This window comes from Psychrobacillus sp. FSL H8-0483, from assembly GCF_038637725.1.
GTDB lineage: Bacteria > Bacillota > Bacilli > Bacillales_A > Planococcaceae > Psychrobacillus.
Genome location: NZ_CP152052.1, coordinates 645,258 through 661,201 on the forward strand (window position 1 = coordinate 645,258; position 15,944 = coordinate 661,201).

14 protein-coding genes are annotated in these 15,944 nt (G+C 40.6%); all 14 read left to right on the forward strand.

What is annotated here, in order from left to right:
* Positions 1 to 2: 2 nt before the first annotated feature.
* The 14 genes from MHB48_RS03100 to icmF all read left to right on the forward strand — a co-directional run bounded on the left by MHB48_RS03100 (position 3) and on the right by icmF (position 15,744).
* Positions 3 to 833 carry a cobyric acid synthase gene (locus MHB48_RS03100; protein WP_342600103.1) on the forward strand — a complete coding sequence of 277 codons (831 nt, stop codon included), beginning with the start codon at positions 3 to 5 and terminating at the stop codon, positions 831 to 833.
* Positions 830 to 1,579, forward strand: a complete 750-nt coding sequence (locus MHB48_RS03105; RefSeq protein ID WP_342600104.1) for an adenosylcobinamide-GDP ribazoletransferase — start codon at positions 830 to 832, stop codon at positions 1,577 to 1,579. Before MHB48_RS03100 ends, MHB48_RS03105 begins: the two co-directional genes overlap by 4 nt.
* Positions 1,549 to 2,148: a histidine phosphatase family protein gene (locus MHB48_RS03110; protein WP_342600105.1), complete on the forward strand. Its 600-nt coding sequence runs from the start codon at positions 1,549 to 1,551 to the stop codon at positions 2,146 to 2,148. Before MHB48_RS03105 ends, MHB48_RS03110 begins: the two co-directional genes overlap by 31 nt.
* Positions 2,100 to 2,510 (forward strand): bifunctional adenosylcobinamide kinase/adenosylcobinamide-phosphate guanylyltransferase, encoded by a 411-nt coding sequence (locus tag MHB48_RS03115; protein ID WP_342600106.1) that lies wholly within the window; start codon positions 2,100 to 2,102, stop codon positions 2,508 to 2,510. Before MHB48_RS03110 ends, MHB48_RS03115 begins: the two co-directional genes overlap by 49 nt.
* Complete coding sequence (locus MHB48_RS03120; RefSeq protein ID WP_342600107.1) at positions 2,485 to 3,075, forward strand: cob(I)yrinic acid a,c-diamide adenosyltransferase; 591 nt, start codon at positions 2,485 to 2,487, stop codon at positions 3,073 to 3,075. Before MHB48_RS03115 ends, MHB48_RS03120 begins: the two co-directional genes overlap by 26 nt.
* A 5-nt stretch (positions 3,076 to 3,080) precedes the next feature.
* Complete coding sequence (locus MHB48_RS03125) at positions 3,081 to 3,563, forward strand: ECF transporter S component (RefSeq protein WP_342600108.1); 483 nt, start codon at positions 3,081 to 3,083, stop codon at positions 3,561 to 3,563.
* On the forward strand, positions 3,556 to 4,218 hold the full coding sequence (locus tag MHB48_RS03130; RefSeq protein WP_342600109.1) for a hypothetical protein: 663 nt from the start codon (positions 3,556 to 3,558) through the stop codon (positions 4,216 to 4,218). Before MHB48_RS03125 ends, MHB48_RS03130 begins: the two co-directional genes overlap by 8 nt.
* Before the next feature lie 700 nt (positions 4,219 to 4,918).
* Positions 4,919 to 7,081: a (Fe-S)-binding protein gene (locus tag MHB48_RS03135; RefSeq protein WP_342600110.1), complete on the forward strand. Its 2,163-nt coding sequence runs from the start codon at positions 4,919 to 4,921 to the stop codon at positions 7,079 to 7,081.
* A gap of 245 nt (positions 7,082 to 7,326) precedes the next feature.
* A complete protein-coding gene (locus MHB48_RS03140; RefSeq protein WP_342600111.1) occupies positions 7,327 to 8,535 on the forward strand; it encodes an acetyl-CoA C-acetyltransferase in 1,209 nt (402 codons plus the stop codon).
* Complete coding sequence (locus MHB48_RS03145; protein WP_342600112.1) at positions 8,532 to 9,383, forward strand: 3-hydroxybutyryl-CoA dehydrogenase; 852 nt, start codon at positions 8,532 to 8,534, stop codon at positions 9,381 to 9,383. The genes MHB48_RS03140 and MHB48_RS03145 overlap by 4 nt, the downstream gene beginning before the upstream one ends.
* 50 nt (positions 9,384 to 9,433) lie before the next feature.
* Positions 9,434 to 10,570 (forward strand): acyl-CoA dehydrogenase, encoded by a 1,137-nt coding sequence (locus tag MHB48_RS03150; protein WP_342600113.1) that lies wholly within the window; start codon positions 9,434 to 9,436, stop codon positions 10,568 to 10,570.
* A gap of 114 nt (positions 10,571 to 10,684) precedes the next feature.
* A complete protein-coding gene (locus MHB48_RS03155) occupies positions 10,685 to 11,824 on the forward strand; it encodes an acyl-CoA dehydrogenase (RefSeq protein WP_340917770.1) in 1,140 nt (379 codons plus the stop codon).
* A gap of 9 nt (positions 11,825 to 11,833) precedes the next feature.
* Positions 11,834 to 12,454, forward strand: a complete 621-nt coding sequence (locus MHB48_RS03160) for a TetR/AcrR family transcriptional regulator (RefSeq protein ID WP_342600114.1) — start codon at positions 11,834 to 11,836, stop codon at positions 12,452 to 12,454.
* A 32-nt stretch (positions 12,455 to 12,486) separates the two neighbouring features.
* The gene (icmF, locus tag MHB48_RS03165; RefSeq protein WP_342600115.1) at positions 12,487 to 15,744 is read left to right on the forward strand and encodes a fused isobutyryl-CoA mutase/GTPase IcmF; all 3,258 of its coding nucleotides are present in this window, start codon (positions 12,487 to 12,489) and stop codon (positions 15,742 to 15,744) included.
* The last annotated feature ends 200 nt before the right edge of the window (positions 15,745 to 15,944 follow it).

Genomic DNA, 15,944 nt, shown 5'->3' on the forward strand with positions numbered 1-15,944 from the left:
ACGTGAAAGGATTAATGGTGCAAGGAACCGCTTCTAGTGTAGGGAAAAGCTTGGTCTGTACGGCTATTTGCCGACTGCTTGCGAATGAAGAAAAAAGTGTGGCACCTTTTAAATCACAAAATATGTCCAGCTTAAGCATTCATACAGCAGAAGGCTTTGAGGTTAGTGTTTCACAAGCATTGCAGGCTAGAGCTGCCAAAACTCCCTATTTAGCGGACATGAATCCGATATTATTAAAACCTTCTGGGAATATGGAAACAGACCTAATTATCCTTGGGAAAAAAGAAAATAGAATGAATGGAATGCGCTATCGCGAACAGTTTTTTGAAGAAGGCCAACAGCTTATAATAAGCAGTTTAAGGAAGCTATCCGATTCCTATGAATACCTCATTTTAGAGGGTGCAGGCAGTCCTGTTGAAATGAATTTAAAAGATCGAGAATTAGTCAATATGCGGGTTGCCGATTTGGCAGATGTTCCGGTTATATTAGTAGCAAATATCGAATATGGTGGTGTGTTTGCATCCATCGTTGGTACCCTTGCCCTACTGCCAGAGGCACAGAGAGACCGAGTGAAGGGGATTATTATTAATAAGTTTCAAGGAGATATCTCGCTATTCCAAGACGGCATTGACTACATCGAATCGTATACAGGAGTCGACGTATTAGGAGTTGTCCCTTACTTTCCGAATGAACTGGAGGAAGAAGACGGCGTTGCAAAAGATACTAAAGCTTCCACCGATGAACAAATAAATAATTGGGCAAATCATTTTAAAAAGCACGTAAAGTGGGAAGAAATAGTAGCTATTTTAGAGTGCGATGAGGAAAATAAATGACAAGCCTTTTACTAGCACTTCAATTTTTCACCATCGTTCCTGTTCATAAAAATTTACCAATGGAAAACCGACAAATTACAGGCATGTACAGTTTTTTTCCATGGATAGGTGCTAGCATAGGGGCTATTACTTGTGCACTGCTCTACTTCGAATGGAGTCCATTAATGACGGGATTCGGCATTGTACTTCTAGGGATACTCTTTTCTGGAGGTCTTCATATGGATGGGTTTATTGATACATCGGATGCGTTCTTTTCCTACCGAGATCGAGTGAAACGATTTGAAATTTTAGACGATCCACGAGTTGGAGCTTTTGGTGTGATGGCAGTGGTTTTATTAATCGTAGGTAAAGTAATTATTGTAGCGGAAGTGCTGGCAACTGACACGTTTCATTGGGTTTTTGTATTACTTATTCCTTTTTTCTCTAGGGCTACACTGGTAATGCTATTTGGGTTAACTAGAAGTGCAAAAGACAGTGGCTTGGCATATTTTTTTAAACAGAAGATGCATGCGAACATAGTCATACTAGCAACTGCATGTAATTTATTTGTCGGTCTCTTCGTACTAGGATGGCTGACAAATGGGATGATTGCACTTACTTTTTCGGTCGTCTTCGTATTATTTATTTGTGTATTCCGCAATTGGGTCATGAAAAACTTCGGTGGTGTTTCAGGTGATCTGCTTGGTGCGAGTGTGGAAGTTTCGGAGGTGGCACTATGGCTGACGCTTTTATTATTACTCTCATAAGGCACTTGCCGACACAAGGAAATCGTGAGAAAAAGTATATTGGCTGGACTGATGAACCGATCATTTCTGGAATAAAAACCAAATTCCTTTCACAGGAAATGAAACAAGTTATCGGCAGTGATCTGCTACGTTGTAGGCAAACGGCAAAACAGATATTCAAAGAGGTTCCTTATTTTCCAAATAGACAACTGCGAGAATGCTCCTTTGGTGATTGGGAAGAAAAAACATATAATGAATTAAAAGAAGTTCCTTTATATAAGGAATGGCTAAATGACTTTCGAGCAGTGGTACCTCCAAACGGAGAGTCACTAGTCGACATGGAAGAGCGAGTATTACAGGCTTTTTATGATGTGGTGAAAGATTTTGAACAGCCAATTATGGTTACACATGGTGGACCCATTCGCTTTTTATTAACAAAATTTGCACCTATTGAAAAGAATTTTTGGGATTGGGAAGTTCCCCATGGTAGTAGCTACAAGCTGCAATGGGCAGATAAAAAAGACGTACTGGAGGGGAAACGGTGCACGTCATTTTCGGTGGAGCATTTAATGGAAAACGAGCGTATGTAGAAAAGTATGTTCGGAGGCGAAGCGTGCAGTGGGTTGATGCTGCAGCAGATGCCGTTGTTTTATTGCCAGCAACGGAAGTAATCGTTGTTTTTGGAGTGGAGAACCTTTTGGAACCAGCTCTCAGTAAGTTACATGAACAATTAGAACAGTGGAACAAAACAGTAGAAGTAATAGTCATTGCAACAGAAATTGGTCGTGGCATAGTCCCCATGGAAGCAAGCACGCGCAAATTGCGAGATGACGTCGGAAGATTTTATCAAAAGCTTTTTACAAGGGCAGACCATGTAACACGGATTTGGTACGGAATTCCACAAACGATAAAGGGAGATGATTGGAATGAAGATTTACACAAAAACGGGTGACAAAGGGCAAACAGGATTAATAGGTGGAAGAACAGACAAAGATGATATTCGCGTAGAAACGTACGGAACGATTGATGAAGTAAATTCATTTATCGGAAAAGCAGTGACCGAACTAGATCCAGCCATCTTCGCGGATATGTTAGCAGATTTAGAAACGATTCAACACGAATTATTCGACTGCGGTGGAGATTTAGCAAACGTATCCAATCGTCGAGTGTATAAAATGACGGACGAACCAATTGAAGCGATGGAAAAACGTATTGATGTGCTGGTAGAAGAAGGCCCGTTACTAGAACGCTTCATCTTACCCGGTGGAACACCAGCAGCGGCAACCCTTCATATTGCGCGTACGATTACAAGACGTGCAGAGCGACAAATGGTGACATTGATGAAAACGGAAGAAGATGTTCCTGCAGTTGTGCAGCGCTATTTGAATCGCTTATCCGACTATTTATTCGCAGCAGCACGCGTAGCAAATTCACGTGAAAATGTGTCAGATGTAGAATACGTACGCAGTGCAAAAGTATTTAAAAACGTAGGAAGTGTGAAGAAAGAGGGGGAGTAAGAACGATGAAGCTTCGTTTACTAACACTCGCAGCAATGTTTGCAGCACTTTGTGCAATCGGCGCATTCGTTAAAATTCCAGTTGGTATTGGAAGCGCGGCACTTGATACGGTGCCAGCACTTGTTTCAGGCGCATTCTTACCCCCTGTTTATGCAGGGGCAGCATCTTTAATCGGTCATTTATCATCATCTCTTTATGTAGGGTTCCCACTTGGACCGCTGCATATCATCATTGCGGTGGAAATGTTTATTATATTATTCGTATTTACGAAGCTTCATCAAGCAGGACGTAAAGTGCTGAAGTGGGTATTTTTCATTTTTGCGAACAGTGTTCTTGCAACACTTCCGTTTTACTGGATTATCTCGCCAGCATTTTTCGTAGGAGCACTACCAGGAATTACGATTGCAACTGTTTTGAATGCGGGAATCGCAATGATTGTTTCACCAATGGTCGAGCGAGTAATGGAGCGTGTAAAAATCCATGCGTAATGCAGTTTTGTTGCCAAATGGATTTGTATTAACAACGGATAATTCTGCTGGTATCGGTGAAAAAGAACATGATATCGTTCCTGCTGCTGATGACATAGTTTCCTATTTCGCAGCTCGAGTAACGTTGCTAGAGCAGTGGGCAGCCCTTGCATATCCATCTTCCATTATTGTGCATAATTTTTCTGGTAATAAAAGCTGGGACCAGTATATTGCAGGCATAGAGAGATTATTTCAAGAGATTGAGGTAGAGTGTCCAGTCATTACGGGGAGTAGCGAAACCAACATGGAAACGATGCAATCAGCAATGGCCGTCACGATGATCGGTGAGAGACGAGAAGAACGACTCGATTCATACGACTGGTTTATCTATGGGAAACCTTGTGTTGGCAATGAAGTTCTCGAGGAAACAGAGAAAATTGCTAACATGAAAAAAATATGGAATGCCATAAACAACGGACTAGTCCATCGTGTTTGGCCAGTCGGCTCTACTGGAATATTGGAGGAATGCCATCGACTAGGATTGCTCGGAGAAGTAGATGGATGGGACTTAGGGAAATCTGCGGGACCAGCAACCTCTGTTTTACTAGGCATCCCACTAGATCGAAAAGAAGAAGCAAAAATGCACTTTGGGAAATATTTTGAAGCAATAAAGTAAGGAATTGGGGCTAGCTCGCATAGAGATAGCTCTTTATTGTGGGAACTGGTCTCGGTTTCAGGTAAATTAGTCTCGGTTCATGTACAACTAGTTGCGGTTGTGAGTAAACTGGTTGCGATTCCGAGCGAATTGGTCTCGTTAAGCCGTATTCTAACTAATTATGTATAATAATTCCATCTCAAAATTAATATACTAATGAATAAAGAGTTATCTCGCATAGAGATAGCTCTTTATTGTGAGAAATGGACTCGGTTTCAGGTGAAATAGTCTCGGTTCATGGACAACTACTTGCGGTTCCGACTAAATTGGTTGCGATTTCAGACGAATTGGTCTCGTTAAGCCGTATTCTAACTAATTATGTATAATAATTCCATCTGAAAAATTGATATGCTAATGAAAAAAGAATTATCTACAAAAGAAATAACTCTTTATTGTGAGATGACATCTCGGTTAACATCCTGCTGTTCTCGATAACCTGCAAAGTGATCACATCTTCTCCTTTAACCTCTTTACCCCTCAACCTAATTAATAAAAGAAAATAAGTTTCAGTTCTAATGAAATAAAATTCTAGCAATTCCAATAAATAATTGTTGACTGAATGCTCACTCAGTTCTAATATTATAGTTAATTCTTATAATTCTATTTATATAATGGTATTCTATCCATATCATCATTTTACATCTTAGAGGGGGAGAATAAGATGGGTCCATTGTTAATAGCAAACTGGGTAATGTTTATAGCAGTTACTTTGTATGCAATTGGTTTATTCGCATATTTGTTAAAAACGAGGTATGCATATATTAAATTAGGGAAAAAAGTTGAATTTGAAGACAATGTGAAGGAAAGACTTCGCAAAATTTGGGTGTATGTATTCGGACAAAAGAAACTTTTAAAAGATAAGAAAAGTGGAACAATCCACGTTATGTTTTTTTATGGGTTCTTACTTGTCCAACTTGGGGCAATCGATTTTATTTGGAAAGGATTAGCACCGGATTCGCATTTACCGCTTGGGCCGCTATATCCGGCATTTACATTCTTCCAAGAAATCGTGACATTAATTATTTTGGTAGCAGTTGTATGGGCATTCTATCGCCGCTACGTAGAGAAGTTAGTTCGTTTAAAACGAGGATGGAAAAATGGGCTTGTGCTTATTTTCATCGGTGGATTAATGGTTTCTGTATTAGTTGGTAACGGTATGGGAATGATTTGGCATGGCCATGAAGCAGTTTGGACGGAGCCGATTGCATCTTCTATTGCAACTATTTTTGGATTCTTACCAGACACGGCGGCAGTAGCTGTATTCTATATCATGTGGTGGGCGCATTTATTATTCCTACTCACATTCTTAGTGTATGTACCACAATCCAAGCATTTCCACTTAATCACTGGTCCAGCAAACGTATATTTCCATCGTTTAGACAATGTTGGTAAACTGCGTCCGATCAATTTTGAAGAGGCAGAAGATGAAGACGCGGATGAAGAAGAAATGCCTTCATTTGGTGTAGGTCGCATTCAAGACTTTACACAAGCGCAAATGATCGACTTTTACGCATGTGTAGAATGTGGACGTTGTACAAATATGTGTCCTGCAACGGGAACAGGTAAAATGCTGTCACCGATGGACTTGATTGTTAAACTTCGTGATCATTTAACAATGACTGGAGCAGTTGAAACGAAGAAAAAGCCTTGGGTACCTGCACTTGCTTTCCAAGGAACAAAGGGGAACCAGCTTGCGATGGCTGCTGGAGCAGAAGGAGCAGTAATCGAAGATATTTATAGCCCTTCATTAATTGGCGATGTTATCACAGAAGAAGAAATTTGGGCATGTACGACTTGCCGTAACTGTGAAGACCAATGTCCAGTAATGAATGAGCATGTCGATAAAATTATTGACCTTCGTCGTTACTTAGTAATGACAGAAGGAAAAGTAAACCCGGATGCACAGCGCGCAATGACAAACATTGAACGTCAAGGAAATCCATGGGGCTTGAACCGTAAGGAGAAAGAGAACTGGAGAGATGCTCGTCCAGAGGTCCATATTCCTACAGTGAAAGAAGTATCTAAGGCTGGAGAAGAGTTTGAATACCTATTCTGGGTAGGTTCGATGGGATCGTTTGATAGTCGATCACAAAAAATCGCCTTATCCTTTGCAAACTTAATGAACAAGGCGGGAGTGAAATTTGCGATTCTTGGAAATAAAGAAAAAAACTCTGGAGACACACCACGTCGCCTAGGAAATGAGTTTTTATTCCAAGAGCTGGCTACTGCAAATATTTCCGAATTTGAAAAAACTGGCGTAACAAAAATAGTAACAATTGACCCACATGCATACAATATCTTTAAAAATGAATACAGTGATTTTGGCTGGAATGGCGAAGTGCTTCACCATACAGAAATGCTATACGATTTAGTAAAATCAGGTCGCTTGAAACCACAATATGCGGTGGAAGAAACAATTACGTTCCACGATTCCTGTTACTTAGGTCGATACAATGATGTATACGATGCACCACGTGAAGTACTGAAAGCAATACCTGGCGTTAAGCTAGTGGAAATGAACCGTAACCGTGAATCAGGGATGTGCTGTGGAGCAGGTGGGGGACTAATGTGGATGGAAGAGCATGTAGGAAACCGTGTTAACGTTGCTCGAACTGAACAAGCATTAGAAGTAAATCCAACCGTTATATCTTCTGGATGTCCATACTGTTTAACTATGCTATCCGATGGTACGAAAGCAAAAGAAGTAGAGGATACCGTTGGAACATACGATATCGCAGAACTACTAGAGAAATCTATTTTTGGAGAACAAACTCCACCAGTAGAAGAGGCAGTAGAAGAGCAAATCGAGGCAAACGTACAATAAATAGACGTATCTCTATTGACTAGGCTTTGATAAATTAGGTTGTTGATTTTGGCAGGTAACAATCTTTTCGTTTAACAGAGAGGGCTATTGATTAAAAAAAGAACATTCAGTAAACTAGAAGTAACAAGAGAGGGAGTAAAAGTACTCCCTTTTTCTAACAAGTGAAGTCGAGCGAGCGTTCAGTCAATTAGATTTTTTTATTTTACAACCAATGAAAGCGTATACAAAATAAAGGGGTGGCTGTGTTGAAAAAGACAGTAATTTTGGATGGGGCACGTACAGCTTTTGGTAAGTTCGGTGGAGCATTTAGTAGTTTAACAGCTTCGGATCTTGGTGGGGTAGCAATAAAAGAAGCATTAAATCGTGCAGGCGTACTAGCTAATCAGGTGGACGAAGTAATTATGGGGACAGTTTTACAAGCAGGGCAAGGTCAGATTCCTTCTAGACAGGCGGCAACAAAAGCAGGGATTCCTTGGTCAGTGAAAACAGAAACGATCAATAAAGTGTGCGCTTCTGGAATGCGAAGTGTCACGTTGGCTGATCAATTAATTCGCCTTGGGGATGAAGAAATCATTGTTGCAGGTGGAATGGAATCGATGTCAAATGCTCCTTATTATTTACCTAAAGGTAGATTTGGACTTCGAATGGGAGATGCCCAAATGGTAGACGGGATGGTATATGACGGGCTTTCTTGTTCATTCCATCCAAAACATGTGCATATGGGGACATACGGAAATTCTACTGCTGAGGCGTTCCAGTTATCACGTGAAAAGCAGGATGAATGGTCGTATAGAAGTCATGATCGTGCGTTAAAAGCAATTGATAACGGTATTTTTGCAGAGGAAATCATCTCAGTGGAGATACCTCAGCGAAAAGGCGATCCAATCATTGTAAATCAAGATGAAGCACCTCGCCGTGATACTTCTGTCGAATCACTTGCAAAGCTAAAGCCTGCATTCGGAAATGATGGGACGATTACAGCAGGGAATGCACCTGGTATTAATGACGGAGCTTGCGCAATCGTTTTAACCAATGAAGAAAGAGCAAAAGAACTTGGTAAAGAGCCACTTGCTTATGTTTTGGGTCATGCTGAAATTGCAATTGAGCCGGAAAACTTCCCTCAAACACCCGGTATAGTAATTAATAAATTGCTTGATAAAACAGGGAAAACACTTGCAGATATTGATTTATTTGAAATTAATGAAGCTTTTGCAGCTGTAGCACTGGTGAGTAGCCAGATTGCAGGGTTAGAAGAGGAAAAGGTGAATGTAAATGGCGGAGCAGTAGCGCTAGGTCATCCAATTGGGGCCTCTGGAGCCCGTCTTATTTTAACGCTTGCATATGAATTGAAACGCCGTGGCGGTGGGATTGGAGTAGCAGCAATTTGTTCAGGTGGCGGGCAAGGCGACGCTATTATGATTGAAGTTCCAAAAACAGGGGGAAGTAACGTATGACAATCCAAAAAGTAATGGTAATCGGAGCAGGACAGATGGGCTCAGGAATTGCACAGGTCTGTGCACAAGCAGGATATACAGTAAAGTTAAATGACCGGGAAGAACAATTTTACGATCGCGGAATTCAAACAATCACCAAAAACCTTTCGCGCCAAGTGGAAAAAGGTCGTATGACAGAAGATGAAAAACAAGCAGTACTAAACAATATTACAATGTCACTGTCAATCGAAGATGCGAATGATGTAGACATCGTCATTGAAGCTGCTATTGAAAATATGGAAATCAAGCAATCTATCTTTAAACAACTAGATGAAATTACACCAAAGCATACGATTCTAGCAACCAATACATCATCGCTTCCAATTACAGAAATTGCCGCTGCCACAAATCGTCCAGCGCAAGTAATTGGAATGCATTTCATGAACCCGGTTCCAGTAATGAAGCTAGTGGAAATCATCCGCGGATTAGCAACATCCGACGAAGTGTATACATCAGTTGAAGACATGACGAAAAAATTGAGCAAAGTACCAGTGGAGGTAAACGATTTTCCTGGATTTGTTTCTAACCGTATATTGATGCCGATGATCAATGAAGCCATTTATACGCTTTATGAAGGGGTCGCAACAAAAGAAGCAATTGATGATGTGATGAAACTAGGAATGAACCATCCAATGGGACCACTTCAGTTAGCAGATTTTATCGGTTTAGATACCTGCTTATACATTATGGAAATCCTACATGAAGGATTTGGAGACAGTAAATATCGTCCGTGTCCACTACTTAGAAAATATGTAAAGGCTGGTTGGATGGGGAAAAAATCAGGTCGAGGATTTTACAGCTACGAATAAACCGAATTTAGTCGGCCAGACCGTTAATACGGGATAAAGGGGTAATTAAGATGGAATTGAAATTCACCGAAGAACAACTAATGATGCGCAATATGGTTAGAGACTTTGCTAAAACAGAAATTGAACCATTTATTGAACGAATGGAACAAGGGGAGTTCCCCCGTGAAATTATTAATAAAATGGGCGAACTTGGGTTAATGGGAATTACAGTTCCGGAACAATATGGCGGTTCTGAGATGGATTTTACAAGCTATGTTATCGCGATTAACGAACTGTCAAAAGTGAGTGCAGTTATCGGTGTCATTCTATCAGTTCATACATCTGTTGGAACAAATCCAATTCTTTATTTTGGGAATGATAAACAAAAAAATAAATACCTACCAAAGCTAGCTTCAGGCGAATATTTAGGAGCATTTTGCTTAACGGAACCGTCAGCAGGATCAGATGCGGCTGCATTGAAAACAAAAGCCGTTAAACAAGGTGATCATTATATACTGAACGGCTCCAAAGTATTTATTACAAATGGTGGTGAAGCAGATGTGAATATAGTCTTTGCTTCTACGGATGCATCACAAGGATCTAAAGGGATTTCTGCTTTTATTGTGGAGAAAGACACACCGGGTTTTATTATCGGAAAAGATGAACATAAAATGGGCTTACACGGCTCGAGAACTGTGCAAATGACATTTGAAGATATGAAAATTCCAGTTGAAAACCTTCTTGGAGAAGAAGGAGAGGGCTTTAAAATAGCGATGGCCAACTTAAATACAGGTCGTATTGGAATTGCTACGCAGGCGCTAGGCATTGCAGAGGCGGCGTTTGAGGCGGCAGTTGCATATGCAAAAGAGCGTGAGCAATTCGGTAAGCCTATTGCTGCAAATCAAGGGGTCGGCTTCAAGCTTGCAGATATGGGCACAGCGGTAGAAGCAGCACGACTACTTATTTACCGTGCAGCTAGCCTACGAGATCAGGGAATTCCATGTGGAAAAGAAGCGTCGATGGCAAAGCTATTTGCTTCGAAGACTGCTGTAGACGTTGCAATTGAAGCAGTTCAAGTATTTGGAGGATATGGTTATACAGAAGATTATCCAGTAGAACGTTATTTCCGAGACGCTAAAATTACGGAAATCTACGAAGGAACAAGCGAAATACAACGAATCGTTATAAGCAAGCATTTGATCAAATAAATTTCCAATAAATGGCTAAGAGTAACGAAATCGACTCAATAAGAGAGTAATCAAAATTCATCCGAGAACAAGCGACAAACCAATACACTACTACCAAAAAAGGCGGGATAAACAATGAACTTTCAACTATCAGAAGAACATGAAATGATTCGGAAAATGGTACGTGACTTTGCAGAAAAGGAAGTAGGTCCAACAGCTGCTGAGCGTGACGAAGAAGAACGCTTTGACCGTGAGATTTTTGACAAAATGGCAGAGCTAGGTTTAACAGGTATTCCTTGGCCAGAAGAATACGGTGGAATCGGTTCCGATTATCTTGCGTATTGCATCGCAGTAGAAGAACTATCTCGGGTTTGTGCGTCAACTGGCGTAACACTTTCTGCGCACACATCACTTGCTGGATGGCCAATTTTTAAATATGGCAATGAAGAGCAAAAACAAAAATACCTTCGTCCAATGGCAGAGGGAACAAAAATTGGTGGATATGGTTTAACAGAAGCGGGATCAGGATCGGATGCAGGTGGAATGAAAACAACTGCTAAATTAGATGGTGATCACTACGTATTAAACGGCTCTAAGATTTTCATTACAAATGGTGGGATTGCTGACATCTATGTAGTGTTTGCAGTAACAGATCCAGAATCAAAACATAAGGGTACAAGTGCATTTATCGTAGAAGCAGATTTTGCAGGATTCTCTGTTGGGAAAAAAGAAAAGAAACTAGGAATTCGTTCTTCACCAACTACAGAAATTATTTTTGATAACTGCCGAATTCCAAAAGAAAACCTTCTTGGGGAAGAAGGAGAAGGCTTTATTATCGCAATGAAAACATTAGATGGCGGACGTAACGGGATTGCTGCGCAAGCAGTAGGAATTGCGCAAGGTGCACTGGATGCATCTGTGACTTATGCAAAAGATCGTGTCCAATTTGGAAAACCAATCGTTGCAAACCAAGGGGTATCCTTCAAACTAGCGGATATGGCAACTTCTATAGAAGCATCTCGTTTACTGACATATCAAGCTGCATGGCTGGAGTCAAATGGACTTCCATATGGAAAAGAATCTGCCATGGCAAAACTAATGGCTGGAGATACTGCGATGAAGGTGACAACAGAGGCAGTGCAAGTATTTGGTGGATACGGATATACAAAAGATTACCCAGTAGAGCGTTATATGCGCGATGCAAAAATAACGCAAATTTACGAGGGAACACAAGAAATTCAACGTCTTGTTATTTCTCGTATGCTGACAAAATAATAGATGCATATGGACAAAAAGCATGAAGTACTGACTACTGTAAAAGATGGAAATCTCATTGAAAAAAGACGTCAGCAAATGATTCAAGCAGCTGTTTCACTATTTAAGGAAAAAGGCTTTCACCGAGCGACAACAAGAGAAATTGCAAAGGAAGCTGGCTTTAGCATTGGGACACTCTATGAATATATTCGTACAAAGGAAGATGTCCTCTATTTAGTTTGCGATAGTATCTACAATGAAGTACACACAAAACTATCAGAATTTACACCTGAAAATGGGACAATAGAGGACTTGGAAAATGCAGTACGTCATTATTACGGTGTAATTGATGACATGTCTGATGAGTTTGTTGTGATGTACCAAGAATCTAAGTCCTTACCGAAAAACGCACTTGAATATGTACTAAAAAAAGAACTAGAAATGGTTGAGATCTTTCATAAAATTCTCGTTGGTTGTATACAAGCTGGGGAACTTGAGCTAACGGAGGCACAAGCTAAACTCTATGCTCATACACTTGTCGTTCAAGGACAAATGTGGGCATTTAGAAGATGGGCTTTGAGCAAGGAATATTCAATCGAACAATTTACAGAACTACAAATACAAGTATTACTCAATGGGATGAAGAAATAGTTTCGATTGCTAACAAACAAAGGGGGAACAACATGTCTAAGATAGAAGTATATCGTCCAACAAATCATGTTCGTTTTGTAACTGCATCCAGTCTTTTTGACGGACATGATGCGTCAATAAATATTATGCGTCGTATTTTACAGGCAAGTGGTGCAGAAGTTATTCACTTAGGACACAATCGTTCCGTAGAAGAAGTGGTAAACGCTGCTATTCAAGAGGATGTACAAGGGATCGCAATATCTTCCTATCAAGGAGGGCATGTTGAGTATTTTAAATATATGAAGGATTTACTGGTAGAACGGGGTGCACCACATATTCGCATATATGGGGGAGGCGGCGGAGTAATCATTCCGAAAGAAATAAAAGAACTGCAAGATTACGGTGTTTCAGGAATCTTCTCGCCGGAAGACGGCCGTAAACTTGGGCTTCAAGGTATGATTAATCAAATACTAATGGAATGTGATGTGCCAACGATATCGTCGGGAGCGGGGGATGAGATTGCTCATGTTTCCACCGAAAATCCAGAGAAGTTAGCACATTTAATTACGTTAGCGGAAGAGGCACTTCAAACTGGAGATGCGGAAACAAAAGCCATGATCGAACAAGCGAAAAGCTTGTCGAAAGGCACACCTGTCCTTGGAATTACTGGTACGGGAGGAGCAGGGAAAAGCTCCTTAACAGATGAATTAATTCGCCGTTTCTTACAGGAGCTACCAGACAAAAAAATCGCGGTTCTTTCGATCGATCCTACGAAGCAAAAAACAGGTGGAGCATTGCTAGGTGACCGTATTCGTATGAATGCTATTTTTAACAAGCGTGTATTCATGCGGAGTTTAGCAACACGTGGATCTCGTACGGAATTATCTGGTGCGCTTGCTGATGTACTAGATGTAGTCAAAGTAGCAGGATACGATTTAATTATGGTTGAAACAAGTGGTATCGGGCAAGGGGACGCGGAAATTACCAATGTATCGGACGTTTCGATGTATGTAATGACAAGCGAGTTCGGTGCGCCATCTCAACTAGAAAAAATAGATATGATTGACTACGCAGACTTAATTGTGATTAATAAATTCGAACGAAAAGGCTCAGAAGACGCACTTCGCCAAGTGCAAAAGCAATATCAACGTAGCCGTGAACTTTGGCATGATGAGTTGGATACGATGCCTGTTTACGGAACGATTGCTAGTCAATTTAATGATAAAGGAACAAATTCTTTATTTGCAGCGTTAGTTGCTGTGTTGAATAAAAAGACGGGGTCTGACTGGAAAACATCATACGAAAAATTTGTCAAAACACAAAAGCAAAACGTCATTATTCCGAATGACCGACGCTATTATCTGCGTGAAATAACAGATGCGGTTCGTGGGTATCATCGTAAATCTGAAGAGCAGGTCGGCTTTGCAAGAAGGCTGTTCCAATTAGAGGGCGCGATGGAAGCAGTGAAAGAAAAAGCAGCTGATGACGCTTTAGTACAATCATTGGAATCCTTAGCAAGTGGAGTTAGAGACGAATTAACTGCAGAATCAAAGCGCATACTGGAGAACTGGGCTGCTTTAAAAGAAGCATATGCTGGAGATGAGTTCATCACGAAAATACGCGATAAAGAAATTCGTACGATCCTTCGTACAGAAAGTCTTTCAGGGTTGAAAATACCGAAAGTAGTACTTCCTAAATTCGTTGATTATGGCGAAATTTTAAGATGGGTGTACAAAGAAAATATACCTGGTTCATTCCCATACACTGCAGGTGTATTTCCGTTTAAACGAGAAGGGGAAGATCCAAAACGTCAATTTGCTGGAGAAGGAACGCCAGAACGTACCAATCGACGGTTCCACTATTTATCGAAAGATGACGATGCAAAACGTCTCTCTACCGCATTTGACTCGGTAACCTTGTACGGAGAAGATCCAGATTATCGACCGGACATTTACGGGAAAGTTGGGGAGTCTGGGGTAAGCATCTGTACACTGGATGATATGAAAAAGCTGTATGCAGGGTTTGATTTATGTGCAGCCTCTACGTCTGTATCTATGACCATTAACGGACCTGCTCCCATTATATTAGCGATGTTCATGAATACGGCCATTGATCAGCAAGTACGTCTGCAGGAAGAGAAGCTTGGACGCATACTTACAATAGAAGAATATACAGAAGTAAAGGCTACCACCTTACAAGTTGTGAGAGGGACCGTGCAGGCAGATATATTGAAAGAAGATCAAGGTCAAAATACATGCATTTTCTCAACCGAATTTGCACTACGTATGATGGGCGATATTCAACAATATTTTATTGACCAAAAGGTTCGCAATTATTATTCAGTTTCCATTTCTGGTTATCATATTGCAGAAGCTGGTGCTAACCCAATTTCGCAACTTGCATTCACGCTTTCAAATGGCTTCACTTATGTGGAGTACTATCTGAGCCGCGGTATGCATATAGATGATTTTGCACCAAACTTATCATTCTTCTTCTCTAATGGCTTGGATCCAGAATATACCGTAATTGGTAGAGTGGCTCGTCGTATTTGGGCCGTTGTCATGCGTGATAAATATGGCGCAAATGATCGCAGTCAAAAACTGAAATACCATGTGCAAACATCAGGAAGAAGTCTACATGCACAAGAAATTGACTTTAATGATATTCGCACAACACTTCAAGCATTAATGGCATTACAAGATAACTGTAACTCGCTTCATACAAATGCATACGATGAAGCAATTACAACTCCAACCGAGGAATCTGTACGCCGTGCAATGGCGATTCAAATGATTATTACAAAAGAACACGGACTATCAAAAAATGAAAATCCGCTACAAGGGGCTTTTATAATAGAAGAAATGACAGACCTAGTGGAAGAGGCAGTGCTTTCTGAGTTTGATCGTATTAACGATCGTGGCGGAGTACTTGGTGCAATGGAAACACAGTATCAGCGTGGTAAAATTCAAGAAGAATCGATGTTCTACGAAATGAAAAAACACACGGGAGAACTACCAATTATCGGTGTGAATACCTATTTAAATCCAACACCTGCTTCTGCAGAAGACATTGACAATATGGAAATTGCACGTGCAACGAAGGAAGAAAAAGAAACACAAATTATGAATCTACAAAGCTTCCAAGCTAAGCATAAGTCAGAAACAACCGAAGCACTCAATCGTTTGAAACAAGTTGCCGTAACAGGTGGTAACATCTTTGAAGAATTAATGTTCACGGTTCAAAAAGCAAGTCTTGGGCAAATTACGAATGCCTTATACGAAGTTGGCGGACAATATAGACGAAACATGTAAAAAAAGGCACTTCTATTACAAGTAGCTACGGAGAGTGACGAACGACTACCACACCATTATCGAAAAAATACGGAGGGATGCGACTTTGTCACATCCCTTTCGCATCAAGAAATTCAGGTAATGGTGTAGAACTCGTTTAGTTTTAAGCACTCCAAAGCATCTATACATAGAGTGCTTACTGTGTTATCACCATTTTAATA